The following is a 25,836-nucleotide window of genomic DNA, read 5'->3' as shown; positions in this document are numbered from 1 at the left end:
GTTATTGTGCCAGCGCGCCGACTTCCGCGAGCGAAGGGGCGGCGCTGCCGAATGCGAAGGCGTCCATGCGCAGCGCACCGTAGGTCGAGCCGGTGTCGAAGTGCGTCTGACGGGGGGGATCGTCGGCTGCGCCGAGGGCCACGTAGATCGGCAGCAGATGCTCGTCCGTCGGGTGGGCGCGCTCGGCGTGCGGTGCGCGGGCCCGGTAGTCGAACAGGGCGTCGAGGTCCATCGCCGCCAGACGCTCGGTGAACCACGTCGAAAACTCGGCCACGTATGGCGCTTCGGGGGCCGCTTCGCGTGCGCCGCCCGGGGCGCGGAACACCTCGTGCAGGTTGTGCGTGAAGCTGCCCGACGCCACGATCAATACGCCCTCGCGAGCGAGCGGCGCGAGCGTCTGCCCGACTTGGTACTGATGTTCGGGACGCATATGCCGTTGCAGCGACAACTGCGTGACCGGCACATCCGCATCGGGATACAGATAGCGCAACGGCACCCACGCGCCATGATCGAGACCCCACTGATCGTCGGTGACGGCGGGCAGGCCGACGTCCTTGAGCATCTGCACCGTGCGCTCGGCGAGCGCCGGTGCGCCCGGTGCGGGATACTTCAGCCCATAGAGTTCGCGCGGGAAGCCGCCGAAGTCGTGGATCGTGCGTTGCTGCGCGAGGTTGCCCACGCGCGGTGTCGGCGTCGACCAGTGCGGCGAGATCACAAGGATCTCCTTGGGACGCGGCACCGCACGCCCCAGCGCCGTCAGCAACGGGCCGGTGCGGCCCGGTTCGACCGCGAGCAACGGCGAGCCGTGGGAGACGAAGAGGGTGGGAAGGGCAGGCATGGCATTCACTCCGGCAAAACAAACGCTAAACGACATCACGACAGGATAGGGCGACGCACGACTCGGCAGGCTTAGCGCGTCAGGCGGCGCGATTGCGGCGAATCGCGAAGGCGCCATCGCCCAGTAACGCGACCACCAGCAGGCCCACGACCCAGAACGCCGGGAATTCCCAGCCGCCGCCCTTGTTGGTGAACAACCAGCCGTTGTGGCCGTGCACCGACACAATCGTGCCGAGCATCAGTGCGGCGAGCGGCAAGGCGGCCCAGCGGGCGTAGAAACCGCTGATCAGCATAAGGCCGCCGATCAGTTCCAGTGCCATCGTGACATAAGCGACGACCGGCGGCAGGCCAAGCGAGCCCATGAAGCCGACAAAGCCGGGCACGGTGAAGACGAACACTTTGAGCGACAGGTGCGAAAGGAACAGGATACCCAGCGAGACGCGCAGCAGCAGGGCAGCGTACGGGGCGGTTTTGGTATCGATCATGACAAGCTCCGGTGAGGGAATCGGAATACGGGCTAAGGGTCGGCTCGGCCATCGGCGGATTTCCACGGCGATTGAACGATGGATTGAACGATGACGTGGCGTCGACGACTGACTTAACCCCAATTCTAGGGAGCGGGATCGTGCAGATAAACGAGCGGTGAAGGGATTGATTGTCCCGTCGAAAGGGATAATAAGCGTGTGGTGGTGGCGATGCAGGCCACTCCGGTCGCCCCGAATGGCTTGCGTCGCGCAGGATTGCCCGGGTCGTTCAGGCCGTTGCGATCATCCGGTCGAGCAATTCGACCCAGTGTTGTACCGGGGCGTGGTCGCGGGCGTGTTCGCCCTTGGTGGTCGCCTGTAGATGACAGATACAACCGACGTTGGCCGACACGACCAGTTCGGGTTCGAGGGCGTCGAGCGACTTCCATTTGGCGTCGCGCAACTGATGCGACAGGTCCGGTTGTGTGACGGAATAGGTCCCGGCCGAGCCGCAGCAGATGTGACTGTCCTGCGGCAGCGTGACGTTCACACCCACACCGGCGAGTACCTTCTCCACCACCCCCTTGAGTTGTTGGCCGTGTTGCAGCGTGCAGGGCGGGTGATAGGCGATCTTGCCCGCTTTACGGTTAGGTACGCGTTTTTGCAGCGCTTCCAGATTGTCGAGCAGCACTTCGGACAGATCGCGCGCAAGTTCGGACACGCGCTGTGCCTTGCCCGCGTACTTCGGATCGTGACGCAGCAGGTGGCCGTATTCCTTGATCGTTGCACCACACCCCGACGCGTTGATCACGATGGCTTCCGTACCGGCTTCGATCTCCGGCCACCAGGCGTCGATGTTGCGGCGGGCATCGTCGAGACCGTCGTCGTGATAGTTCAGGTGCAGACGGATCGCGCCGCAGCAGCCAGCGGACGAAGGGCGCACCATCTCGATACCGAGGGCGTCGAGCACGCGGGCGGTGGCCTTATTGACGTTCGGCAGCATGGCCGGTTGCACGCAGCCTTCGAGCATCAGCATGCGGCGCGCGTGCTTCGCTTGGGGCCAACTGCCGGAGCGTTGACGGTGCGGGACTTTCTCGCGCAGCGAACGCGGCAGGAGCGTGCGGAACTGCTGGCCGAGGCGCAGGGCGGGGGAGAACAGGGTGCGGTTGGGTAACACGTGGGCGAGGGTCCAGCGCACGGCGCGCTCGCCCGCAGGACGGCCGACCTTGGCGTCGATATGACGACGGCCGATGTCGGCCAGACGCCCGTACTGCACGCCCGAGGGGCAGGTCGATTCGCAACTGCGGCAGGTCAGGCAGCGATCGAGGTGACGCTGCGTTTCGCGCGTCACGCTCTGGCCTTCGACCATCTGCTTGATCAGATAGATACGTCCGCGCGGACCGTCGAGTTCGTCGCCCAGCAACTGATAGGTCGGGCAGGTTGCGGTACAGAATCCGCAATGCACGCATTTGCGGAGAATGGCTTCGGCTTCGTCGCCGTCCGGTGTCTGACGAAGGAATTCTGCGAGGTTCGTTTGCATCGTTCTGTAGTTAGCGAATTACCGGTACAACCGATGACGGTTGAAGATGCGGCTCGGATCGAATGCTTGTTGCAGACGCTCGCCGATAGCTCGCAGCGCAGCGCTCTGAGGCGTAAACACGCGCTCGACGCCGGCCGACTTGCTGCCGTGGCGAAACAGCGTAGCATGCCCGCCGACCGCTGCGGCGATTGCGCGAATTTCGTCGGCCGGGCGCGGCGTGATCCACCACCGTTGTGCGCCACCCCATTCGACGAGATGCTCGTCGCCGCCCGTCAGCGGCGGCGTGGTCGGCGGCAGCGACAGACGCCACAGCGGCTGCCCGTCGCCTTGTACCGGCGCGGTGGCGAAGAACGGGTGCGTTTGCTCGCGCAGCGACGTCCAGAAGGTATGCGCTTCGAGGGCATCGACGTGACGGCCGCCCATGGTCGCGCGGGCGGCGTCGATGGCGGCGGCAGCCCCGCCGAGGCGCACCCTCAGCACACCGTCGTGCCACGCCGAGCCCATGAGCGGCAGCGGCTGACCGCCCCAGCGGTTGAGTTGGTCGATGGCCTGCGCCTGCGGCAGTTCGAAGTGCAACGTCGCTTCTGCGACCGGACAGGGCAGTACCTTGATCGAGAGTTCCAGCAGGATACCCAGTGTGCCGAGCGCACCGGCGAGCACGCGCGAGACGTCGTAGCCCGCCACGTTCTTCATCACCTGTCCGCCGAAATGCAACACCTGGCCGTGTCCGTTCATCACGACAGCGCCGAGCACGAAGTCGCGCGGCGCACCGACATGCGGGCGGCGCGGCCCGGCGAGACCGGCGGCGATGCATCCGCCCAGCGTCGCGCCGGGGCCGAAGTGGGGCGGCTCGAACGGCAGCATCTGGCCACGCTCGGCGAGCGCGGCTTCGATCTCCGCGAGCGGGGTGCCCGCGCGCGCGGTGATCACCAGTTCGGCCGGATCGTACGAGACGATGCCGCGATAGGCGCGCACGTCGAGCGGCTCGCCCACTGGCGTCTCACCGTACCAGCGTTTGGTGCCGCCACCCTGAATGTCGAGCGGCACACCGCTAGCGGTCGCGGCGAGCACACGCTCGCGGATCGTCGCGAGCGCTTGTGCGGCGCAGCTCGCTTCGCTGTCGGGGGATGACCATGGAGACGGTGGCGTAAGCGGCACAACCGACGCCGTCTGAAGGGCTTGGGACATCAGAACCTCGGCAATTCGGGATGGGGGAGCAGGCCGCCGCGCACATGCATCTTGCCGTACTCGGCACAGCGCGCGCGCGTGGGAATGCCTTTGTCGGCGTTGAGCAGACCCGCGGGATCGAAGGCGCGCTTCACGGCGAAGAACGCGTCGCGCTCTTCTTCGGAAAACTGCACGCACATCGAGTTGATCTTCTCGATGCCCACGCCGTGTTCGCCGGTCACCGTCCCGCCCAGTTCCACGCACGCTTCGAGAATGTCGCTGCCGAACGCTTCGGCGCGGTGCCATTCGTCCAGATCGTTGCCGTTGAACAGGATCAGCGGGTGCATATTGCCATCGCCCGCGTGGAAGACGTTGATGCAGCGCAGACCGTACTGCACCTCCATCGCCTCGATGCGCTTGAGTAGCGTGCCGATCGTGCGACGCGGAATGGTGCCGTCCATACAGTAGTAGTCGGGCGAGATGCGCCCGGCGGCGGGGAAGGCGTTCTTTCGGCCGGACCAGAAGCGCAGACGCTCCGCTTCGGAGGCCGAAACCTGAATGCGGGTCGCGCCCGAGGCGCGCAAAACGGCCGAGACGCGGGCGATTTCTTCAGCGACTTCCTCGGGCGTGCCGTCGGATTCGCACAGCAGGATGGCGGCAGCGTTCAGATCGTAACCGGCGTGCACGAACTCTTCGACGGCCTGCGTCGCCGGTTTGTCCATCATCTCCAGACCCGCCGGGATGATGCCGGCAGCGATGATCGCGGCGACCGCGTTACCGCCCGCTTCGACGTCGTCGAAGCTCGCCATGATGACTTGCTGGACTTGCGGCTTGGGCACGAGCTTGACCGTGATTTCCGTCACGACGCAGAACATCCCCTCGCTGCCGATGAACACCGACAGCAGGTCGAGGCCGGGCGAGTCGAGCGCGTGGGAGCCGAATTCGACGATCTCGCCGTCCATCGTCACCGCGCGCACGCGCAGGACGTTGTGCACGGTGAGGCCGTACTTCAGGCAGTGCACGCCGCCGGAATTCTCGGAGACGTTGCCACCGATGGTGCAGGCGATTTGCGAGGACGGATCCGGCGCGTAGTAAAGCCCGTAGGGCGCAGCGGCTTCCGAGACGGCAAGGTTGCGCACGCCCGGTTGCACGGTGGCAGTGCGGGCGTAGGCGTCGACTTCCAGAATGCGCTTGAACTTCGCCAGCGAAAGCACGATGCCGTCTGTGATCGGCATGGCGCCGCCGGACAGGCCGGTGCCCGCGCCGCGTGGCACGACGGGGACGTTGTTCGCGTGGCATGCCCGAAGAATGCGGCAAACCTGATCTTCGTCGGCGGGCAACACCACGGCCAGCGGCAGCTTGCGATAGGCGGCCAGACCGTCGCATTCGTACGGCGTGATCTGTTCGCGGTCGGTGAGCCACTGGGCGTCGGGCACGGCGGCGCGCAATGTGGCGAGCCGGGCCGTGCGGGTGGCGTCGTTCAGCGTGTCGAAGACCGGCTCGTTGGCGCGGGCGGTATCGAAGGCGGCGGACACCACCGCAGAACCCGACGACGTCGGCGTTGCAGGTGTCTGCGGCGGCGCTGACGCGGGAGAAGGAAGGGGCGACGCATTCGATGCCATCTGGCTTGCTCTCGGACGATCGTTGACGTGTAATGACATTGACGGGGCGTGGTCTACTGGTAGACTGGTCGACCAGTTGTCGGATGACGTCATCGTAAAGGGAATGATCTGATTCCGACTAGCGGGTTAACCCTAGGTTTAACGTCGATCCTCTAGTGCGGCCGAGCGGTGGGCGGTCGGTGCGCCCTGAGCGAAGCCGCATCCTGTATCGTGGCGTCTGTGATTTTTCCGTCGAGAGCCGAAGCCGACATGTCGTCCAACGAGTCGTCCTTGCCTATGTCCACTTTTTCCGCCAGCGAGCCTTCGGGCACGGTTGCGAGCTTTGCGCCGGTCACGCCCCCGCCGCGCCTGCGTCTGTCCGACATGGTCTATGAGCAACTGGAGACGATGGTCGTCGAAGGTCGGCTCGCGCCAGGCTCGGCGCTGCCGTCCGAGCGGGATCTGGCGCAGCAGATGGGGGTGTCGCGCCCGTCGTTGCGTGAAGCGCTGTTGCGGCTGGAGTCGCGCGGGCTGATCGTCGGCCGGGCAGGCGGCGGTTATCTCGTGGCCAACGCGAGTCAGCCGCTGCTCGCCGAGCCGTTGTCGCAATTGATGTCGCGACACAGCAAGACCGTCGACGATGTGCTGGAGATGCGCGAAGTGCTCGAAGCCAAGGCCGTGGAGCTGGCGGCCGAGCGCGCGACGCCGGAAGACATCGCTCGTCTCGCGCAGGCGCTCGAAGCACTGGAAGCCGCCTATGCCGCTGGCCGCGACGGACTGGACGGGGAGGGCGACGCACGCGGCCAGTCGTTACTCACGCGCGTGCCCGAGCTGGATGCACATTTCCATTTGGCGCTGGCCGAGGCGACGCATAACCTCGTGCTGGTGCATCTGATGCATGCGATCTTCGAACTGCTGCGCGGCTCGGTCGTCGACAATTACCGCGCCATCGTCGGGCACGGCGCCGATCTGGCAGAGCTGATCGATCAGCATCGTCGCATCTTCAATGCAGTGGCATCGCACGATGCCGGTAGTGCACAACGTTCGCTGCGCGAACATCTCACCTTCATCCGCAACAATTCGGGCGACGTCGAGCCGGTCTGACCCCGATTTATCGTATCGGCGGGGCCCTCGTCCGAGGGCAAACCCCACCCGCGAAAACCTCATCGTTTTCCCTGACCCTCTCCTGCGGCGACGTACGTCGCCCGGGGGCGGCTGTGCCCATGTCAGCACACCGCACGCCCCGCAATGGCGCGGTTTACCTCGGTTCCCGAGTTATCGAGCGCTTACGTCTGCCGCCACTGCTAAACGCCTTCACCGCACGCCCGACGCCGATATACGGGCGCTTTCGGGTTGACAGTGGTTCGGCCATCGACTAATTTTGGAACCATAAAAAATACTTAATTCGATATATTGAATCTTGTATATCAGATTCAAAGTGTCGAACCGGCCCCGACAGGACCTGTGAAATTTCCGGGTGGGCGTCGGCGCGGCACGGTAGTCATCGGAGACATCAGTGGGTAAGTACACATTTCCTTTCGGGCAGTCTTCGTGCGACGTTGAGTCCGCACCGGCTGTCCAGTCCTATCCGCCGCCAGTGGTCACGCAAGACATTCGTGCCCTGGGGTGTCCCTCATCTGCCTGCCGCCCGTTGCGGGCAGGCGATCTGGCGATCACGCGTCCGCGAGGCGCGCCCGCCTGAGTGAGGGGACTTGGTCTGCGATGCGATCCGTGCGGTCCATCGCGACACGCCGACAGCGCAGGCCAGTCCGCACTCGAATTTATTCACCAGTCACCCTTCGGCAGCCGGCAACTTGCCAGCGCGGACCCTCAAAAGTCTGCGTCGCCGCGCCGAGGAGGGGACCGGAAGGGTCCTTTGGCACTTCCGAGAGTCAGTCAGCCGGGGCCTAAGCCCTGCGAGCCTGCCGCCAGGCAGTGCTCCACGATCAAGCGGCCAGCATGAGCCGCACGCAACGCCAGGAGGCGTGCCGTTTGCGCGACATCCCCAGTCTCTTTGGGGGCGCGCGACAGCACGCGATGACGGCGGGCACCGCACAACGAAAACGCGGGCCGTCGTCAATCGTCTGACAGGAACAGGAGGCAAGTCATGCAAGCAGCTGCGCAACCGGAGGAGAAGACCTCTTTTCTGGGAGGGCGCTGGTCACAACTGGTGATCGGCATCATCTGTATGGGCCTTGTGGCCAATTTGCAGTATTCGTGGACGTTGTTCGTCGAGCCGATGCAAGCGAAGCACAACTGGGGCGTCGCGGCGATTCAGGTGGCGTTCTCGATATTCATCGTGGTGGAAACGTGGCTGGTCCCGATCGAGGGCTGGCTGGTGGATCGCTTCGGGCCGCGTCCCGTGGTGGCCGGCGGTGCGGTTTGTGTCGGGCTGTCGTGGATCATGTATTCCTACGCCGAGTCGCTGACCGTGCTCTATACGGCGGCGGTCATTGCCGGTATCGGCGCAGGTTGCGTATATGGCACCTGCGTGGGTAATGCCCTGAAGTGGTTCCCGGACAAGCGCGGTCTGGCGGCCGGTCTGACGGCGGCGGGTTTCGGTGCGGGCGCTGCCATCACCGTGATTCCGATCGCGAACATGATCAAATCGTCGGGCTACGAGGCGGCGTTCTTCAACTTCGGCATTGTGCAGGGCGTGGCGATCTTCATCCTCGCGCTGCTGCTGGTCAAGCCGCGTGCACCGAAGGGTGTGACGGTGTCGCGCCGCAATCTGGCGACGAAACAGGACTACACGTCGGGCCAGATGATTCGCACGCCGGTGTTCTGGGTGATCTACATCTGCTTCGTTGCGGTGGCGGCGGGTGGTCTGATGGCCACGGCGCAGATCGGTCCGATCGCGAAGGACTATGGCATTGCTTCCATGCCGATGACGCTGTTCGGCGCAACGCTGCCGCTGCTGACGATGACGCTGTCGATCGACAATCTGTGCAACGGCTTTACGCGTCCGCTGTGCGGCTTCGTCTCGGACAAGATCGGTCGTGAGAACGCCATGTTCATCATCTTCCTTGGGGAAGGCGTGGCGATGCTCGGTCTGATGCACTTCGGTCAGAACCCGTACATGTTCGTGTTCTTCGCGGCGATGACCTTCCTGTGCTGGGGCGAAATCTTCTCGATCTTCCCGGCGCTATGTGCGGACACGTTCGGCAGCAAGAACGCCGCATCGAACGCGGGCACGCTGTACACCGCCAAGGGCACGGCCGCGTTGCTGGTGCCGCTGGCTTCGGTGCTGGCTGTCGGCGGTCACTGGGATCGTGTGTTCATCGCAGCGGCAAGCATCAGCATCGTGGCGGCCGTGGGGGCGAAGTTCCTGCTCGCGCCGATGCGCCGTCGCTGGATCGAATCCGAAAACAGCAACAGCGCGAAGACCTCGACGAGCCCGTCGGTGGCGATCGGTGCGCCTGCAAGCGAGTAACGTCGCAGCAGGTCGTCGTATCGAGTCTTTGCGGTATTGATGACGGGAAAACGGGGTGCCGGAAACGGTGCCCCGTTTTTTATTGCTCGAGGGCCTGTTGTTTGCTGATATCGATGTCGATCGATTCGGCCGCAGAAAACAAAAAAGCCCGTCGATGACGGGCTTTTTGCGTTCTGGCTCCTCGACCTGGGCTCGAACCAGGGACCTACGGATTAACAGTCCGGCGCTCTACCGACTGAGCTATCGAGGATCAAACTTGGCAGTCGCACAACGCTGTAACGATGTGCCGACTAAAACAAAAGCCTCGCGGGAGCGAGGCCATCGCTTCGGTATTCTTGGCTCCCCGACCTGGGCTCGAACCAGGGACCTACGGATTAACAGTCCGGCGCTCTACCAACTGAGCTATCGGGGATCAAAAGAGAAAGCGATTATAGTGGCGGTTTTTACACACTGTCAACACTCAGGACGCATTTTTTATGCGTCCGTTATGCGAATTCCGCCAGTCGCGCTCGCGGCTTAGCGCTCGAGCAGATGGAGCTTTTCCTTGACGTCTTTCCAGTCGTCCGCATCGGGGAGCGACGGCTTCGTCTTGGTGATGCTCGGCCAGCCCGGCGAGAGCTCGGCGTTGAGCTTGATGAATTCCTGCTGGTCGCCCGGCACGTCCTCTTCGGCATAAATGGCATTCACCGGGCACTCGGCCACGCAGACCGCGCAATCAATGCACTCGTCCGGATCGATGGACAGGAAGTTAGGGCCTTCGCGGAAGCAATCCACGGGGCAAACGTCCACACAGTCGGTGAATTTACATTTGATGCAGCTTTCGGTGACAACGTGCGTCATGCCAACTCCAGAGTAGGGCGCAAAACGGCTTCGATCGGCCGTTAAAGCGGATATTGTAACGCAGCCCGCCATTGCTGGTGCGAGAGCCGAACGGCCGTTGCCCTCGGACGTCGGACAAGCCTCGCAAACCGCCTCGACCCTATCGCAAGGCACGCCGCGATCCCCGCTGTAATCCCCGTCCCGATCCTTTATTGCAGTGGGGGCGATGTGATGCGTGACATCGCTTTGCGGTACGATGCCAGGTGTTCCTGTGCGCTGCCCGTCAATGAGCTTTCCGAGCGTATGAAAGTACGCGTGAAGGTTCGGCAGCGTTCGATGTTTTCTCGTGAGTGCTCCGCATGGAGCCTGTCGTCATGATCATCACGTCGCTGCTCGATACCGATCTTTACAAGTTCACGATGATGCAGGTCGTTCTGCATCACTTTCCTGCGGCCCAGGTCGAATACCGCTTCAAGTGCCGTACCGAAGGCGTCGACCTCACGCCCTACGTCGATGAGATCCGCGACGAAATCCGCCTGCTGTGCGGGCTTCGCTTCACGGAGTCCGAGCTGCGCTATCTCGGCGCGATGCGCTTCATCAAGAGCGACTTCATCGACTTCCTCGACCTGTTCCATCTGAACGAGAAGTACATCACGGTCACGCCGTCGCCCAAGGGCAACGGTGAAATCGACATCGAAATTCGCGGGCCCTGGCTGCACACGATTCTCTTCGAGATTCCCGTGCTTGCCATCGTCAACGAAGTGTATTTCCGCAATACGCAGCGCACGCCCGCGTACGAGGAAGGGCGTCAGCGGCTCAAGGACAAGATTTGCATGCTGGCGGAGCCGGCCGATTACCGCGATTGCAAAATCGCCGATTACGGGACGCGCCGCCGTTTCTCGAAAGAGTGGCACGAGGAAGTGATTCACACGTTGCGCGACGAACTCGGCGAGCAGTTCGCGGGCACGAGCAATGTGTACTACGCCTCGAAGCTCGGGCTCACGCCGCTGGGCACGATGGCGCACGAGTATCTTCAGGCGTGTCAGGCGCTGGGGCCGCGTCTGCGCGATTCGCAGATTTTCGGTTTCGAGACGTGGGCGAAGGAGTATCGCGGCGACCTCGGGATTGCGCTCTCCGACGTCTACGGCATGTCCGCCTTCCTGCGTGACTTCGACATGTACTTCTGCAAGCTTTTCGACGGTGCGCGCCACGACTCGGGCGATCCGTTCGTTTGGGGCGAGCGTCTGCTGGAGCACTACGCGCAGAATCGCGTCGACGCGCATACCAAGACCATGATCTTCTCGGACGGTCTGGACATTCCGAAGGTGCTGCAGCTTTTCGAGCGCTTTCGCGACCGCTGCAAGCTGGCTTTCGGCGTCGGGACGAATCTGACCAACGACCTCGGCTATCAGCCGTTGCAAATCGTCATCAAGATGGTGCGTTGCAACGGTCAGCCGGTGGCCAAGCTGTCGGATTCGCCGGGCAAGAATATGTGCGAGGACGACGCTTATCTGGCGTATCTGCGTCAGGTGTTCGAGATCGCACCGCTGCCGGAAAAGGCGAAGTGAAGTGACGGTGCGACAAAGGCGGGGCGAAGCCGATGCGCCGCTGTCCGAGCGCACAGGCAGACGATTCCGATAATGCGCGAACGCCCATCGCGCCGACAGACCCAGCCGTTATAATTGCGCATCGCCCGCCAGACTCAGGTCCGGTGGCTTCGAGAGACGACACAGTGACGACGTCGGCCGCAGACCGGCGCGTCGGTTTCACAGGACAGCCCATGGATACCTCCGACGCCCGCAATCGCATCTTCGCCCGCATTCGTAACGCCCAGCATCGTCCCGATGCGGCCCGCGCGAACGAGCAGGCGGCGGCCGAGGACTATCTGGCGCGGCACCCGCAGGGGCCGCGTCCGGCGATGTCGGGCGACATCATGGCGACGTTCATCGCCAAGGCCGAAGCTCTCTCGACGACGATCAACCGCGTTCCCGCCATGAGCGACGTGCCGGCGGCGGCCAGCACATATCTGCAGGCGAACGGCCTGACCACCCGCGCGGTGGCATGGCCGACGCTGCGCTCGCTCGATTGGGCGAGCGCAGGCTGCGAAGTGGAATTTCGCAAACCCCATGGCGACGATCTCGTCGGCATCACCGGCTGCTTCTGCGCGATTGCCGAGACCGGCGCGCTGATGATGATGTCGGGGCCGGAGACGTTTGCTTCGGCAACGCTGCTGCCCGAAACGCACATCGCCGTGGTGCCCGCGTCGCGCATCGTCGCCGGCCACGAAGACGGCTTTGCACTGATGCGCAGCGAGCGAGGACAGCTTTCGCGCGCGACTAATTTCATTGCGGGTCCGTCGCGGACTGCCGATATCGAACAGACGCTGGTGCTGGGCGCGCATGGGCCCTACCGTGTCCACCTCATCATTGTCGACGGCGCTTAAGTAGCGCCGTGTCGCGCGGACGATCGATCCGGGGCGCGACGCATCGACTTCGACTTTCCCACTCGCCCGCGGAGACTCGCAACGGCGGGGGCGCAGACTTGCGGAAAGCGACCGAATACCGAAGGCATCGGTCCTTTCGGGGAACACACATCATTGTTTTGGGATTTATCCCAAGGTCGTGCCGTTAGGGGCACTCCGGCGCTGACGGCGACTCGTACGCAGTCGACCATCAATCACTAGGAACCAGAAACAATGCATAAGGGGATTTGGGGAGCACTGACCGCGACGGGGCTGGCATTGGCAAGTCCGGCGGCCTTCGCTGCCGGACCGGACGGCGCACAACTCGTCGCCTGGTGGGGTGTGCCGTTTGCCGGACTGTTGCTGTCGATTGCGTTCGGGCCGCTGCTGGCGCCCGCATTCTGGCACCACCACTTTGGCAAGATCGCGGCGTTCTGGAGCACCGCGTTCCTGCTGCCATTCGCGCTGGTCTTCGGTGCAGGGGCGGCGTGGTACGGGGCCGTTCACGCGGTCGTCGGGGAGTACATTCCGTTCGTCGTACTGCTCACGGCGTTGTTCACGACGGCCGGTGGCATCTGCGTGCATGGCAACCTGCGCGGCGGTCCGTGGCTCAACACCGGGCTGCTGGCGCTGGGTACCGTGCTGGCGAGCATCATGGGGACGACCGGCGCGGCCATGCTGCTGATTCGTCCGCTGATTCGCGCGAACGATAACCGCAAACACAACGTGCACGTCGTCGTCTTCTTCATCTTCCTCGTGGCCAACGCCGGTGGTTCGCTGACCCCGCTGGGCGACCCGCCGCTGTTCCTCGGTTTCCTGCAAGGGGTCGATTTCTTCTGGACGACGGCGCATATCTGGCCGGAGACGCTGTTCATCTGTGGCGTATTGCTGGTGCTGTTCTTCATCATCGACGCTTACCATTTCCGTCAGAAAAACGAACGTCAGATCGACGAGCTGGACCCGACGCCACACGCCGCGCCGCTGCGACTCGAAGGCAAGCGTAACTTCATCCTGCTTGCGGCCGCCGTCGGTCTGGTGCTGATGAGCGGTATCTGGAAGCCGGGCGTCTCGTTCGACGTATTCGGCACGCCGGTCGCCTTGCAGAATCTGGCGCGCGACGTCGGTCTGGTGGTGGTGACGCTGATCTCGCTGGCGATCACACCGCGTACGGCGCGCGAAGGCAACGGCTTCAATTGGGAACCGATGAAAGAGGTTGCCAAGCTGTTCGCAGGCATCTTCCTGACGATCATTCCCGTGGTGGCGATTCTGCGTGCGGGCGAAGCGGGAGCGCTGGGCTGGGTGATTCGTCTCGTGACGGGGCCGGGCGGTGCGCCGGATAACGTCATGTACTTCTGGGCGACGGGACTGTTGTCGTCGTTCCTGGATAATGCGCCAACGTACCTGGTGTTCTTCAATACGGCGGGCGGCAACGCGGCGTCGCTGATGACGAGCGGCGCCGCCACGCTGGCGGCGATCTCGGCGGGCGCTGTGTTCATGGGCGCGAATACCTACATCGGTAATGCGCCGAATTTCATGGTGAAGGCCATTGCGGAGCAACGCGGCATTCGCATGCCGAGCTTCTTTGGCTATATGCTGTGGTCGGGCGCGATTCTGCTGCCGCTGTTCGTTGTGATGACCCTGATATTCTTCTGAGCCGCAATAAGCCCAAGCAGCCACGCGGCCAACCTTGACGAGACAACTGGTGAAACCGAAGATCCTGGTAGCCCGAGCCATTTTCCCCGACGTGATCGAGCGTCTGGCGCAGTACTTCGACGTCGAGCGTAACGACGCCGACACGGTGTTTTCGAGCGACGAGTTGCGTGCGCGTCTGGCCGACAAGGCAGGTGCGATCACTACGGCGAGCGAGCGCATCGATGCGTCGGTGCTCGCCGGTGCGCCGAATTTGCGTGTGGTGGCCAACATGGCCGTGGGCTACAACAACTTCGATATCGAAGCGATGACGGCTGCGGGCGTCATGGCGACGAACACCCCCGACGTGCTCAACGAGACGACTGCCGATTTCGGCTGGGCGTTGCTGATGGCGACGGCGCGTCGCGTGACCGAGTCCGAGCGCTGGTTGCGCGAGGGGCACTGGGACAAGTGGGCTTACGACATGTTCCTGGGGGCCGATGTGCACGGCAGCACGCTGGGCATCGTCGGCATGGGACGCATCGGTCAGGCGATCGCGCGTCGCGCCATGGGCTTCAACATGCGGGTCGTGTATCACAATCGCTCGCGTCTCGATGCCGCGACGGAAGCGGCCTGCAAGGCGAGCTACGTCGACAAGGACACGCTGCTGCGCACGGCCGATCACGTCATTCTCGTTTTGCCGTATTCGAGCGCAACGCATCACACCATCGGTGGCGCAGAGTTGGCGCTGATGAAGCCGACGGCCACGCTGGTGAATCTGGCGCGCGGCGGCATCGTCGACGATGCCGCGCTCGCAACGGCGCTGGCGAAAAAACAGATCGCGGCTGCCGGCCTCGACGTGTTCGAAGGCGAGCCGAAGGTGCATCCCGATTTGCTGACGGTGCCGAACGTCGTGCTGACGCCGCACATCGCGAGCGCGTCGGCGGCGACACGCCGGGGTATGGCCAGTCTGGCCGCCGACAATCTGATCGCGGCGCTGGGCTTCGGGGCGGCCGCAGGCAAGCCGCCTTGCCTGCTCAATCCGGCGGCGCGCAAGTCGTAAGCGACGTTGGCAGCGAAGTGGGCAGTATAGAGAACGAATCAACGGGAGTCGCAACGCGATGGTCGAGATGGTGTTGCTAGCGCTGGCGGCGCTGAATTTGCTGGTGATGATCGCGATTGCGGTGAAGGTCTGGCAGCGCGGCGGCGACGCGTCGCTGCGCGCAACGCTCAATGACTCGCTCACCAAGGTGCGTGACGATCTGCTGCACGCGGCGGATCGCAGCGAACGTGGGTTGCGTCAGGAGTTCGCCGAAACGGCGCGCGCCGGTCGCGGCGAACAGAACGCGCAAATGGCCCAGTTCCAGCAAACGCTCGCGGCGCAGATGACGAGCGTCGCCACAGTGCAGAACAATCAGATCGACGGCTTTGCCCAGCAACTCGCGAAGCTCACCGAGTCCAATGCGGCACAGCTGGAAGCGGTTCGTCAGAGTCTGGTGCTCAACGGCCAGCAGATGCGCGAAGAGCAGACGTCGACGCTGCGTCGCTTCGGCGAAGCGCAGCATCAGCAATTGACGCAACTGTCCGAAGGCAACGAGCGGCGTCTGGCGGAAGTGCGTGCCACGCTTGAGCAAAAGCTCAAGGACATCGAAGTCAACAACGCGGCAAAGCTGGAAGAAATGCGTCGCACGGTCGACGAAAAACTGCACGCCACACTCGAACAGCGGCTCGGCGAATCGTTCAAGCTGGTGTCGGATCGTCTGGAGCAGGTGCATCGCGGACTCGGCGAAATGCAGACACTCGCCGCAGGTGTGGGCGATCTCAAGCGCGTGCTGACCAACGTGAAGACGCGCGGCATCTGGGGCGAAGTGCAGTTGCAGGCGCTGCTCGAGCAATTGCTCACGCCCGAGCAGTACGCGAAGAACGTGGCGACGCGTCCGGGCAGCACCGAGCGCGTGGAATTTGCGATTGCCTTGCCGGGGCAGAGCGGCGACAGCAACAAACCGGTCTGGCTGCCGATCGATGCCAAGTTCCCGCGCGAGGATTACGAGCGCTTGCTCGACGCGCAGGAGCGGGCAGACCCGGTCGCGGTCGAAGAGGCTTCCAAGGCGTTGGAAGCGCGCATTCGTCTGGAAGCGAAGACGATTGCAGACAAGTATCTGGCACCGCCGCACACCACCGATTTCGCCCTGCTGTTCCTGCCGACGGAAGGGTTGTACGCCGAAGTGCTGCGGCGTCCGGGATTGTCGGATCTGCTGCAACGCGAATATCGCGTGACGGTGGCGGGTCCGACGACGCTGACGGCGTTGCTCAACAGTCTTCAGATGGGATTCCGCACGCTGGCCATCGAGCGGCGTTCCAGCGAAGTCTGGCAGGTGCTGGGTGCGGTGAAGACGGAGTTCACCAAGTTCGGCGACGTGCTTGCCAGGACAAAGTCGCAGTTGGAGACGGTGACACGCTCCATCGACAAGGCGGAAGTCCGTACCCGGGCGATGGCGCGTCAGCTCAAGGCCGTCGAAGCATTGCCCGGCGAGCAGGCCGTCGAACTGTTGGGCGTCGAGATGGAGCCGGACGAAGAGAACTGAGCGTCGATGCGCCCGACGGTACCGCCATTGGGCTCGCCGGGCGGCTTCGTCAAATGCAAAGCGCCCTGAACGTGAAATGACCCCCGCGGGTTGGACATGCATCCAACGCTTGAGGGTCTTTCGATGTTCAGGCGCTTTTTTATTCAGGGCGCTTCAATACGCTTCAGGCCCCAATCACTTTCCCACCTTCGGCAAACTGTGTGAGGGCGTCGCCCGTCATGCGGACCACGCGCCAGTCCGGCAGGACCGTTGCGCCCTGCGCCTCGTAGAAGTCGATGGCCGGTTGATTCCAGTCGAGCACCGTCCATTCGAAGCGTCCGCAATTGCGCTCGATGGCGATGCGTGCGAGTTGACGCAACACCGCTTGTCCCACGCCACGGCCGCGCATCGTCGGCTGCACGTAGACGTCTTCCAGATACAGACCCCGGCGGGCGAGGAACGTCGAGAAGTTGTGGAAGTAGATTGCGTAGCCGACCGGCACGCCATCCCACTCGGCCATCAGGCATTCGGCGGCGGGCGTCGCGCCGAACAGCGCCTCGTGCACGCTCTCAGGCGTTGCCTCGAAGATGTCCAGCAACTTTTCGAAGACAGCCAGTTCTCGCATCAGGCCGTGGATAGCGCCGACATCGTCGGCAGTCGCAGCGCGCAGGGTCAGGGACATCGCTTAGTACTCTTCTTCCGGGGCGTCGCTCAGCGCGATCTCGATGCCGCCGAACTTCACCGCCACCCAGTTATAGAGGTGGCATGCAATCCAGAGCAGCACGAAGCCGACGATGGCGTTGAGCACCAGCGCGGAAATGATCGCGAGACCCGGCAGTTCACCGTAGCGGATGAACGCAGCCAGAAAGGCGAGCAGAACCAGCGGAATGCTGAAGGTGAGGTAGACCAGCACCAGCGCTTTGGCCGTCTGGCCGGGACTGATATACGTGATCTGTTTTTTCGTTGTCATTGCCGTGTGCTTTCGGTTTGTGTGGTGCGGGCATCGTCGAAGCGCCGACGCCCGCGATATTTCGTTGTTGCGTTGCTTCGCTTTTTGGGGGGATGCTGAACCGCTTTAATCTTGCTTTAATTGCGTTATGCCGGGCTGACCGTCAGGCGTCTTCCACATCGTCATGGATCGTCGTTACACCAGACCGTCGAATGCGATGACGTCGACCAGTTCTCCGGCGGCGACGTCGCCACGTTCGGTGCCCAGCGTCACGAAGCAGTTGGCTTCGCTCATCGTGCGCAAAATGCCCGCGCTTTGTGCGTCCGCGACCGTGACTTGCCAGCGGCCCTGAGCATCCACCGCGAGAACGCCGCGCAGAAACTCGGTACGCCCCGGGCGCTTGGCGATGGCGGTGGCGGTCGGCACGGGCAGGCACGGCGTGACTTGCGGCTCTGCACCCATGAGCACGAACAGGCCGTCGCGCACCAGATGGTAGAACGACGCCATCACTGCGGCCGGGTTGCCAGGCAAGCCGAACAGCAGGGCGCGCTTGCCCTCGCTTTCCAGCTCGCCGAAGGCAAACGGGCGCCCCGGGCGCATCGCCATCTTCCAGAACACGACGTTACCCAGACGCGTCATCATTTCTCGCGTGAAATCCGCTTCGCCAACCGATACGCCGCCCGAGGTAATGACGGCGTCCGCCTCGCGGCACGCGGTGCGCAGGGTGTCTTCGATGGCCTGAGGATCGTCGCGTACGACGCCCAGATCCAGCACTTCGACGCCCAGTCGTTGCAACATGCCGAAGAGCGTATAGCGATTGCTATCGTACAAATTGCCCGGGGCGAGGGGTTCGCCGACCGAGCGGAGTTCGTCGCCGGTCGAGAAGAAGGCAACGCGAACGCGTCGGCGCACCGGGACTTCCGCAATGCCCAGCGACGCCAGCAAGCCGAGCGCTGCCGGTCGCAGTCGCTTGCCTGCATGCAGGGCGGTATGGCCTGCGGCCAGGTCTTCCCCGACATGACGCACATGACGCCCTGGCGTGACGGCCGCCGCATCGAAGGTGACGATTTCGGTGTCGCCTTCGCGTCGAACCTGTTCCTGGGGGATGACGGTGTCGCAGCCGACAGGCAGAAGCGCGCCGGTCATGATGCGCACGCATTCGCCATTGGCCGTCACACCGTCGAAGGGGTGACCGGCGAACGAGCGGCCCGCGACACGCAGACGGACTTCGCCGCCCGCGGCCAGCGCGCTGCCTGCAAACGCATAGCCGTCCATCGCGGCGTTTTCGAAAGCGGGGACGTCGAGCGGCGATACGACGTCGCGACCGAGCACGCGGCCCAGTGCGCTGCGTACCGCGATCTGCTCGATGGCGGATACGGGACTCGCGGTGCGCGCAATGATGGCGCGCGCCGCTTCGACCGTCATGTGGTTAGGGTCGTAGTCCGGCAAGTCGGCCAGGGCTTCGTCAAGTGTTGTCATCGGTATGGCGTCGTCATCCGGCACGTATCCGGTATGAATCCCGTAAAAGCGGTGGCGACGGATCGGGCTGCGTCGGCACCCGGCACTTCAGGGCGCGCGCGGCGAATCGGTAAGGAGGTCGTCCAGCGTGTTGACATTGTAAAACGGACGCTCGTCACCGAAGTGAACTTGTACGGCCTTGTGGCGTGCGAGCCACGCTCGCACACGGCGTTCCCCGGCCGCCAGCGTCGCCGCCAGATCGTCGGCCAGTAAACGGTGCACAAGCGCGAATACCGGATGCGGACCTTGCGCCGTTGCGGCATAGGCAGCCAGTGGGTGCGCGCTGTCGGGCGCGTCGGGATCGGCTTCCGGCAGCGCGTTCAGCGCGGCGCATAGCCGCTCGGCCAGATCGTCGGGAAGGTAAGGGGCGTCGCACGGCACGGTGAGGACATAGTCCGCACATGCCGCACGCAGTCCGGCCAGCATGCCCGCGAGCGGTCCGGCGAAATCCTGAATTTCGTCGCTTATTACGCTGTCCGCACCGTCCGCACCGTCCGCGCCATCGCTGCCGAGGGCGGCCGCATAGGCATCGCGATTCCGATTGGCACTGATCAGCAACGCGCCAACCTGCGGGCGCAGACGGGCTACCGCATGCTCGACCAGCGGCCGTCCGGCAAAGGGCTGGAGGCCTTTGTCACGCCCGCCCATACGCTGACCGCGCCCGCCCGCGAGGATCAATCCAGTGATGTCGCTGCGGCGGATGGGCGGGGTCGTCATGGGGTCTGGTGTCAGGAACGGTTCAGGGCGATGACACGCCCGGTCGCATCGAACCAGACGGCGCCGTCGCCGAGCATCACCCCCTGATCGCGAGCGAACATCAGGCGAGGCACGGCGGCGCCGATGGTCCGTACGTAGCCATCGGTGAAAATCTCGTTATAGCGTGAAAGCAATGACTTCGGGTTCCGAAGAATGATCGTTTTGCCACGCAAAGACACATGCAATGGGTAACGGATCGATTGTGCGACGACATCGCGCCGGTCGTCGAGCACGCCCTTGCGGAACTGCGTCGCCGCGCGATTGATGGTCTCGTCGTCGTTCACGCCCGCCACGCCGTACAAATGGTCGATCTTTCCGCTCTGGATACTGGCAAGCGACAGATCGAACGGCACAGTGCGGCCGCTGCGCAGGTCTTTCCACTGGCCGGAGATCACTTCGCACGACGACGATGCGCCGCGTTGACGATTGACGTCGTCCGCTGCGGCAAATTCGCCTTCGAAGGTGGCGCGCGGCATGCCGCCGGCGTCGAATTCGGTCAGGTGCAGGTGCGACTTGTTCTCCAGCTTGCCGGTGAGTGCCGTGTCGCCCTGCGAGGACGCGTTGGCGTACCGGCCGTCGAGCTTGCCGCCGGAGGTCGAACGAAGCACCAGTCGCAGCGGATTGCGTTCGCCGAGTTGGCCGGTGTACGTCATGACGCGGTTGGCAATGTTGCGATCGGACGGGTCGCAATCGGCATGGGCGACACTCGGCGCGAAGGAGGTGACGAGCATCGTCAGGACACTCAGGCCGATGGCGATAAGGCGCGACGGGAAGGGCATGCGTGTGCTGCCTATGTGCAGAGCGTCACGTCGAGCCACACTCGGAAGAGCAGGCGAGGAGTCTCGGGCGCAACTAGCGTCCGGGGCAACAGAAATCATGAGTCGAGAAGGAATTCGGTAAATCGAAAGCGGTGTAGACGACCCGCACGGCGCAGAGGCAATCGGGCAAGCAAGCCCAAGCAACTATCCGCCGATGTAGGACATCTCCACTTTCGGTGGTGCGTCTTCAGGCAGCCCAGTGGCCGCCGTGCGCAAGGCTGAGTAGCGGTCGGTGCGCTTGTGCCAGATGTCGCCGATGACGGTCGAAATCTGCGCGTCGCTCGCGCCGTTACGCAGCAGCGTACGCAAGTCGTAACCCGAGCTGGCGAACAGACACAGATACAACTTGCCTTCCGTAGACAGACGGGCACGCGAACAAGTGCCGCAAAATGCGCGGGTGACCGAGGAAATGACACCGACTTCCCCGCCACCGTCGCGATATTGCCAGCGCTGTGCGGTCTCTCCCGCATAGTTGGCTTCGAGCGGTTCGACCGGCAGGGCGTCGTTCACCCGGGCGATGACGTCGGCGGACGGCATGACTTCATCCATGCGCCAGCCGTTCGACGTGCCGACGTCCATGTATTCGATGAAGCGCAGCACGACACCGCTGCCGTGGAAATACCGCGCCATCGGCACGATCTCGGAGTCGTTGGTGCCCCGTTTGACGACCATGTTGACTTTGACCGGGCCGAGACCGACGTGCTGCGCCTGCGCGACGCCTTCGAGCACATTGGCGACCGGGAAGTCGACGTCGTTCATCTGCCGGAAAATCGTGTCGTCGAGGCTGTCGAGACTGACCGTTACACGGGTCAGTCCGGCATCCTTGAGCGATTGCGCGCGACGTGCCAGCAACGATCCATTGGTCGTGAGCGTGATGTCGAGCGGTTTGCCCGACGGCGTGCGCAAGCGGGCCAGCATCTCGATCAGCCGCTCGATGTGCTTGCGCAGCAGTGGCTCGCCGCCCGTCAGACGCAGCTTCTCCACGCCATGTTCGACGAACAGGCGCGCAGCGCGCTCGATCTCTTCGAAAGACAACAGGGAGGATTGCGGCAGGAAGGCATAGTCCTTGTCGAACACGTCCTTCGGCATGCAGTAGACGCAGCGGAAGTTGCATCGGTCCGTCACCGAAATCCGCAGGTCGTGCAGCGGCCGTGCCAGCGCATCTTCGAGATGGCCGGTGGCAGCGCGCACTTGTGCGGGAACCTGCGGTGCATGCGTCGCATAACGCGCGTCGCTACGCAGATCGGTGAGTCGGATGATCGTTTCAGTCATGGTGGGGCCTTAACTTGCGTCTCCATTCTAACGAATTGGCCTGATGGCCGCCGAAGTCGGCCTAATTCAGCCGACCTTAGCGATCGGGGCATCGGATATCGGTACCGAGGCCTTCGTTGTGAGACGTCAAACCCGTACTAAGGAAGAAGATACGGGTACGGCGAAACGGGCACAAGTCGGGACAACGCGGGGTTGCAAAGGGCGCGAGCGTCCCAAGGGCACCCCCATGAAAAAAGGAGGCCGAAGCCTCCTTTTTCTGGCAACACGCGGATTTCAGGTCAGTCGGGCGGGCAGTGCACCAAGAGGTGCCGCCGCCCGGACGTTACATGAGACCGACGTCCTGCGCTGCCCCGTCACGAGCGCGTTTCCACCTGCTCCATCGGACCGCTGTTGAGCGGCGTGGACGGGCGGCGTTCACGCGGCACGTGCGGTGCCGGTGCAACCTGCGCAGCGGCTTCCTTGGCGGCACGGTGCTTGTCGGCGTCCGTATGGACCCAGACCAGGCCCACGCTTTCCAGCGTCGATTCCAGTGCACCGCGCTCCAGCGTCGGGGCAACCGCCACCGGGGTCGCCTTCTGCGTCACGACTTCCGTCACCGCCGCGGCGGCTTCCATCACGACCGGTGCCGCAGGGGCTGGGGCTGCCGGTGCGACCGGGGCTGGTGCGACTTCCACCGGCTTGGCAGTTTCAACCGTCTGGACCGGTGCCGACGGCGTCGATTGCGTCGTCGGTTGAACCGATTCGGCAACCGGCGCCGGTGCGGCTTCTGCCGGGGCGCTCGACGCAGCGACCGTGGCGGCAATCTCCGTCAGGGCTTCGGCCGGAACCGTCGGCTGAGCCGGGGCAGGTGTCGCGACCGGCAGCGGGGCGCTGACCGGCGGCACGACCGGTGCGGCAGCGACTGCAGCCGTCGGCAGCGGTGCGACGTTGACCGGTGCGACCGGCGCGATCGTCGGTGCCTGCGTGACAGGTTCCGAAATCGGCTCCGAAATCGACTGCGCCGGCACTTCCGGCGTTGCGGCCGGGGCGGCTTCCGTCACCGTGGCGACAGGTGCCGGGGCTTCGACCGGCGCGGCACGTGCCGGCGTCGGTTCTGCGTGAGCCACCGGTGTGGCCGCTGCCGGTGCCGGAATCGCCGGCGTCGTTGCGTGGACCAGCGCATCGGTCGCAGCGATTTCGGCGGATTCGTCCGTCAGCGTCGGGGCACGACGCGTGCCTTCGACGGCTTCCAGGGCATCGCCTTCGACTTGTTCGCCATCGGCGTTCAGTTGCGATTCACCGGCTTCGCGCTCACGACGACCACCACGACGACCACGACGACGGCTGCGGCGACGCTCTTCACCGCCTTGTTCGCCTTCTTCACCGGTTTGCGGCGCGCCTTCGACCTGAGCCGTCAGACGATCCTGATCCAGTTCTTCCTGCTCGGCATTCAGCGGTGCGGCCGGGACGGCGCGTTGCGTGACGGCTTGCTGACCCTCGGCCCCTTCGGCCTGACGACGGTCACGACGCTCGCCACGTTCGCGGCGGCTGCCGCGTTCGCGCCCTTCACGCGGTTCACGACCTTCCTCGGCACGCACGTCTAGCGCCGGTTGACGCTGTGCGTCGTCGCGCTCGCGCTTGTCGCGGCCTTCCTGACGGTCCTGACGTTCGTTGCGGTCACCACGCTCGTTGCGTTCATTACGATCGCCACGGTCGTTACGCTCATTGCGCTCACCACGGTCCGCACGTTCTGCGCGTTCCGGACGTGCGCCACGACCGTCGCGGCCCTCACGACCCTCGCGACCCTCACGGGCTGGCTGGCCGGCGTTGTCCTTGCCCGACTTGTTCTCGTCGCGGGCATTGCCGCGGCGATTGCGGTTTTGTTGATGCGGACGCTCATGGCGCTCGCGCGGCGGACGTGCCGTCGGCTTGGCCGGCTCTTCGGCCTTGGTCGGTGCAGGCGCGGCTGCGCCGACACCGAACAGGCGCTTGATGAAACCGAAGAAGCCACCGGTGGCCGGCGCTGCTGCGGCAGGCACGGTCGCGGCGACAGGTTCCGGACGCGGTTGCGCGGCCGGTGCCGGCTGCTCGGGCGTGATGCCCTTGACGGCGGCTTCCTGACGCGGACGCGCATCTTCCTTCTTCTTGCTGTAGCCGGCCGGATCTTCTTCCAGCGAACGTGCAGCCTCTTCGGCGAGCGCGTAGCTAGCCTTCGGCGCATCCAGACGCGGATCGTCGAAGCGCAGGCGCTCCAGCTTGTAATGCGGCGTTTCGAGATGCTTGTTCGGGATCAGCAGCACGCCAACCTTGAAGCGCGCTTCGATCTTGTTGATTTCCTGACGCTTTTCGTTGAGCAGGAACGCCGAGACTTCGACCGGCACCTGGCAGTGGATCGCTGCCGTGTGCTCCTTCATGGCCTCTTCCTGAATGATGCGCAGGACTTGCAGTGCCGACGATTCCGCATCGCGGATGTGGCCGGTGCCGTTGCAACGCGGGCACGTCACGTGCGTGCCTTCGGACAGCGACGGACGCAGACGCTGACGCGACAGCTCCATCAGGCCGAAACGCGAGATCTTGCCCATCTGGACGCGTGCACGGTCGTGCTTGAGCGCATCCTTCACACGTTGTTCGACTTCACGTTGGCTCTTGGCCGACTCCATGTCGATGAAGTCGATGACGATCAGACCGCCGAGGTCGCGCAGACGCAACTGGCGCGCGACTTCGTCGGCAGCTTCCAGGTTGGTGCGCAGGGCGGTTTCTTCGATGTCGGCGCCCTTGGTGGCGCGTGCCGAGTTCACGTCGATGGAGACGAGCGCTTCGGTGTGATCGATCACGATCGCGCCGCCGGAGGGCAGCGGCACCTGACGCGAGTAAGCCGTCTCGATCTGGTGTTCGATCTGGAAACGGGAGAACAGCGGCACGTCGTCGCGGTACTGCTTCACGCGGTTGAGGTGATCGGGCATGACCACCTGCATGAAGTTGCGTGCTTGTTCGGAGATTTCTTCCGTGTCGATGAGGATTTCACCGATATCCGGCTGGAAATAGTCGCGGATGGCGCGGATGACCAGGCTCGATTCGAGATAGATCAGGGCCGAATCGCGCGGCAATTCGATGTTGTGGGCGGCGCCTTCGATGGCGTGCCAGAGTTGCAGCAGGTAGTTCAGGTCCCACTGCAGTTCTTCGGCCGAGCGGCCGATGCCTGCGGTGCGGGCGATGATGCTCATGCCTTCCGGCAGTTCGAGCTGGCCCATCGTCTCGCGCAGTTCCTGACGGTCTTCGCCTTCGATACGACGCGAAACACCACCGCCACGCGGGTTGTTCGGCATCAGCACCAGATAGCGGCCAGCCAGTGAAATGAACGTCGTGAGTGCTGCGCCCTTGTTGCCGCGTTCTTCCTTTTCGACCTGAACGATGAGTTCCTGGCCTTCGGAGAGGGCGTCCTGAATGCGCGCATTTCGCACATCGGCACCTTCTCGGAAGTACGCGCGGGCGACCTCCTTGAACGGCAGGAAGCCGTGGCGGCCTTCGCCGTAGTTGACGAAGCAGGCTTCAAGAGAGGGTTCGATACGGGTGATGACACCCTTGTAGATATTGCCTTTACGCTGTTCGCGGCCGGCCGTCTCGATATCGATGTCGATGAGTTTTTGCCCATCGACGATTGCCACGCGCAGTTCTTCCTGCTGCGTGGCGTTAAACAACATGCGTTTCATGAAAACGACTCCCACCCGCCGCAGTTGCCAATGCGCAGTGCGTCGGGCACGTATCACTCGAGTTATCCAACACGCGAGGTTCGAGCCGGGAGTGGAAGAATTGCCGGGGGGTCCGGGCGATGAGGCCGACGGACGCTATGGCGCCAGGAATACGTTTTCGCGCTCACCCGGATCCGCCGGGCCACCGGAAAACACCGGCTCGGCGCGGATCACTTCGGGCTTGCAGTCCATACCAATAGAAACTGGACGAGAAACTTCATCAGCGTTTTCTCGGGGCGCCTGCCGACACTTATTCTTCTTGTGACGGCGCCTCACTTCG

20 protein-coding genes and 2 tRNA genes are annotated in these 25,836 nt (G+C 63.8%); 7 read left to right on the top strand and 15 right to left on the bottom strand.

The features are described 5' to 3' along the window. Window position 1: 1 nt before the first annotated feature. The 5 genes from MB84_RS20515 to MB84_RS20495 all read right to left on the bottom strand — a co-directional run bounded on the left by MB84_RS20515 (window position 2) and on the right by MB84_RS20495 (window position 5,630). Window positions 2-838, bottom strand: a complete 837-nt coding sequence (locus MB84_RS20515; protein ID WP_046293071.1) for a dioxygenase family protein — start codon at window positions 836-838, stop codon at window positions 2-4. A gap of 79 nt (window positions 839-917) precedes the next feature. Then, window positions 918-1,322 carry a DoxX family protein gene (locus tag MB84_RS20510; protein ID WP_046289694.1) on the bottom strand — a complete coding sequence of 135 codons (405 nt, stop codon included), beginning with the start codon at window positions 1,320-1,322 and terminating at the stop codon, window positions 918-920. A gap of 268 nt (window positions 1,323-1,590) precedes the next feature. Continuing rightward, window positions 1,591-2,841 (bottom strand): glycolate oxidase subunit GlcF, encoded by a 1,251-nt coding sequence (glcF, locus tag MB84_RS20505; protein ID WP_046289693.1) that lies wholly within the window; start codon window positions 2,839-2,841, stop codon window positions 1,591-1,593. An 18-nt stretch (window positions 2,842-2,859) separates the two neighbouring features. After that, entirely contained in the window at window positions 2,860-4,029 is a 1,170-nt protein-coding gene (glcE, locus tag MB84_RS20500) for a glycolate oxidase subunit GlcE (RefSeq protein ID WP_084009898.1), read from the bottom strand. Then, on the bottom strand, window positions 4,029-5,630 hold the full coding sequence (locus MB84_RS20495) for an FAD-linked oxidase C-terminal domain-containing protein (protein ID WP_245725422.1): 1,602 nt from the start codon (window positions 5,628-5,630) through the stop codon (window positions 4,029-4,031). Before MB84_RS20495 ends, glcE begins: the two co-directional genes overlap by 1 nt. A 276-nt stretch (window positions 5,631-5,906) precedes the next feature. Here MB84_RS20495 and MB84_RS20490 point away from each other — a divergent pair, with 276 nt between their 5' ends. Further along, window positions 5,907-6,713, top strand: coding sequence for a FadR/GntR family transcriptional regulator (locus tag MB84_RS20490; protein ID WP_169835032.1), 807 nt, complete (start codon window positions 5,907-5,909; stop codon window positions 6,711-6,713). 1,003 nt (window positions 6,714-7,716) lie between these two features. Next, on the top strand, window positions 7,717-9,042 hold the full coding sequence (oxlT, locus tag MB84_RS20485) for an oxalate/formate MFS antiporter (RefSeq protein WP_046289692.1): 1,326 nt from the start codon (window positions 7,717-7,719) through the stop codon (window positions 9,040-9,042). Window positions 9,043-9,216: 174 nt separating this feature from the next. Here the strand turns inward: oxlT and MB84_RS20480 are convergent. The 3 genes from MB84_RS20480 to fdxA form a co-directional block, all read right to left on the bottom strand. After that, window positions 9,217-9,292 (bottom strand) — tRNA-Asn (locus tag MB84_RS20480). 86 nt (window positions 9,293-9,378) lie between these two features. Further along, a tRNA-Asn gene (locus tag MB84_RS20475) sits at window positions 9,379-9,454 on the bottom strand. A 104-nt stretch (window positions 9,455-9,558) separates the two neighbouring features. Beyond that, on the bottom strand, window positions 9,559-9,882 hold the full coding sequence (gene fdxA / locus MB84_RS20470; protein ID WP_039401283.1) for a ferredoxin FdxA: 324 nt from the start codon (window positions 9,880-9,882) through the stop codon (window positions 9,559-9,561). Window positions 9,883-10,235: 353 nt separating this feature from the next. Between fdxA and pncB the strand changes: the two genes are divergently transcribed. From pncB to MB84_RS20445, 5 genes are all read left to right on the top strand, one after another. Continuing rightward, window positions 10,236-11,429, top strand: coding sequence for a nicotinate phosphoribosyltransferase (gene pncB / locus MB84_RS20465; protein WP_046293067.1), 1,194 nt, complete (start codon window positions 10,236-10,238; stop codon window positions 11,427-11,429). A 212-nt stretch (window positions 11,430-11,641) separates the two neighbouring features. After that, on the top strand, window positions 11,642-12,304 hold the full coding sequence (locus MB84_RS20460) for a LutC/YkgG family protein (protein ID WP_046289691.1): 663 nt from the start codon (window positions 11,642-11,644) through the stop codon (window positions 12,302-12,304). A 252-nt stretch (window positions 12,305-12,556) separates the two neighbouring features. After that, window positions 12,557-13,975 carry a sodium:proton antiporter gene (locus MB84_RS20455; RefSeq protein WP_046289690.1) on the top strand — a complete coding sequence of 473 codons (1,419 nt, stop codon included), beginning with the start codon at window positions 12,557-12,559 and terminating at the stop codon, window positions 13,973-13,975. Window positions 13,976-14,021: 46 nt separating this feature from the next. Then, entirely contained in the window at window positions 14,022-15,014 is a 993-nt protein-coding gene (locus MB84_RS20450) for a 2-hydroxyacid dehydrogenase (RefSeq protein ID WP_046293066.1), read from the top strand. Window positions 15,015-15,072: 58 nt separating this feature from the next. After that, window positions 15,073-16,536, top strand: coding sequence for a DNA recombination protein RmuC (locus MB84_RS20445; protein ID WP_046289689.1), 1,464 nt, complete (start codon window positions 15,073-15,075; stop codon window positions 16,534-16,536). 163 nt (window positions 16,537-16,699) lie between these two features. Here the strand turns inward: MB84_RS20445 and MB84_RS20440 are convergent, their stop codons facing one another. From MB84_RS20440 to MB84_RS20410, 7 genes are all read right to left on the bottom strand, one after another. Next, the gene (locus MB84_RS20440) at window positions 16,700-17,197 is read right to left on the bottom strand and encodes a GNAT family N-acetyltransferase (protein WP_046289688.1); all 498 of its coding nucleotides are present in this window, start codon (window positions 17,195-17,197) and stop codon (window positions 16,700-16,702) included. Window positions 17,198-17,200: 3 nt separating this feature from the next. Then, window positions 17,201-17,485: a hypothetical protein gene (locus tag MB84_RS20435; protein WP_039401268.1), complete on the bottom strand. Its 285-nt coding sequence runs from the start codon at window positions 17,483-17,485 to the stop codon at window positions 17,201-17,203. Between the two features lie 174 nt (window positions 17,486-17,659). After that, the gene (moeA, locus tag MB84_RS20430) at window positions 17,660-18,943 is read right to left on the bottom strand and encodes a molybdopterin molybdotransferase MoeA (RefSeq protein ID WP_046289687.1); all 1,284 of its coding nucleotides are present in this window, start codon (window positions 18,941-18,943) and stop codon (window positions 17,660-17,662) included. Between the two features lie 87 nt (window positions 18,944-19,030). Further along, entirely contained in the window at window positions 19,031-19,699 is a 669-nt protein-coding gene (mobA, locus tag MB84_RS20425; protein WP_046289686.1) for a molybdenum cofactor guanylyltransferase MobA, read from the bottom strand. A gap of 11 nt (window positions 19,700-19,710) precedes the next feature. Beyond that, a complete protein-coding gene (locus tag MB84_RS20420) occupies window positions 19,711-20,517 on the bottom strand; it encodes a hypothetical protein (RefSeq protein ID WP_046289685.1) in 807 nt (268 codons plus the stop codon). 183 nt (window positions 20,518-20,700) lie between these two features. Continuing rightward, window positions 20,701-21,828, bottom strand: coding sequence for a GTP 3',8-cyclase MoaA (gene moaA, locus MB84_RS20415; RefSeq protein WP_046289684.1), 1,128 nt, complete (start codon window positions 21,826-21,828; stop codon window positions 20,701-20,703). 353 nt (window positions 21,829-22,181) lie between these two features. Further along, window positions 22,182-25,517 carry an Rne/Rng family ribonuclease gene (locus MB84_RS20410; RefSeq protein ID WP_046289683.1) on the bottom strand — a complete coding sequence of 1,112 codons (3,336 nt, stop codon included), beginning with the start codon at window positions 25,515-25,517 and terminating at the stop codon, window positions 22,182-22,184. Between the last annotated feature and the right edge of the window lie 319 nt (window positions 25,518-25,836).

Origin of the sequence: Pandoraea oxalativorans, assembly GCF_000972785.3 — a bacterium.
In the GTDB taxonomy this organism is placed as follows: domain Bacteria; phylum Pseudomonadota; class Gammaproteobacteria; order Burkholderiales; family Burkholderiaceae; genus Pandoraea; species Pandoraea oxalativorans.
This window is presented reverse-complemented; position numbering and strand designations above follow the sequence as displayed.

Coding starts and splice junctions, on each gene's coding strand:
- MB84_RS20515 (WP_046293071.1), bottom strand. CDS start 838: ATGCCTGCCCTTCCCACCCTCTTCGTCTCCCACGGCTCGCCGTTGCTC.
- MB84_RS20510 (WP_046289694.1), bottom strand. CDS start 1,322: ATGATCGATACCAAAACCGCCCCGTACGCTGCCCTGCTGCTGCGCGTC.
- glcF (WP_046289693.1), bottom strand. CDS start 2,841: ATGCAAACGAACCTCGCAGAATTCCTTCGTCAGACACCGGACGGCGAC.
- glcE (WP_084009898.1), bottom strand. CDS start 4,029: ATGTCCCAAGCCCTTCAGACGGCGTCGGTTGTGCCGCTTACGCCACCG.
- MB84_RS20495 (WP_245725422.1), bottom strand. CDS start 5,630: ATGGCATCGAATGCGTCGCCCCTTCCTTCTCCCGCGTCAGCGCCGCCG.
- MB84_RS20490 (WP_169835032.1), top strand. CDS start 5,907: ATGTCCACTTTTTCCGCCAGCGAGCCTTCGGGCACGGTTGCGAGCTTT.
- oxlT (WP_046289692.1), top strand. CDS start 7,717: ATGCAAGCAGCTGCGCAACCGGAGGAGAAGACCTCTTTTCTGGGAGGG.
- fdxA (WP_039401283.1), bottom strand. CDS start 9,882: ATGACGCACGTTGTCACCGAAAGCTGCATCAAATGTAAATTCACCGAC.
- pncB (WP_046293067.1), top strand. CDS start 10,236: ATGATCATCACGTCGCTGCTCGATACCGATCTTTACAAGTTCACGATG.
- MB84_RS20460 (WP_046289691.1), top strand. CDS start 11,642: ATGGATACCTCCGACGCCCGCAATCGCATCTTCGCCCGCATTCGTAAC.
- MB84_RS20455 (WP_046289690.1), top strand. CDS start 12,557: ATGCATAAGGGGATTTGGGGAGCACTGACCGCGACGGGGCTGGCATTG.
- MB84_RS20445 (WP_046289689.1), top strand. CDS start 15,073: ATGGTCGAGATGGTGTTGCTAGCGCTGGCGGCGCTGAATTTGCTGGTG.
- MB84_RS20440 (WP_046289688.1), bottom strand. CDS start 17,197: ATGTCCCTGACCCTGCGCGCTGCGACTGCCGACGATGTCGGCGCTATC.
- MB84_RS20435 (WP_039401268.1), bottom strand. CDS start 17,485: ATGACAACGAAAAAACAGATCACGTATATCAGTCCCGGCCAGACGGCC.
- moeA (WP_046289687.1), bottom strand. CDS start 18,943: ATGACAACACTTGACGAAGCCCTGGCCGACTTGCCGGACTACGACCCT.
- mobA (WP_046289686.1), bottom strand. CDS start 19,699: ATGACGACCCCGCCCATCCGCCGCAGCGACATCACTGGATTGATCCTC.
- MB84_RS20420 (WP_046289685.1), bottom strand. CDS start 20,517: ATGCCCTTCCCGTCGCGCCTTATCGCCATCGGCCTGAGTGTCCTGACG.
- moaA (WP_046289684.1), bottom strand. CDS start 21,828: ATGACTGAAACGATCATCCGACTCACCGATCTGCGTAGCGACGCGCGT.
- MB84_RS20410 (WP_046289683.1), bottom strand. CDS start 25,517: ATGAAACGCATGTTGTTTAACGCCACGCAGCAGGAAGAACTGCGCGTG.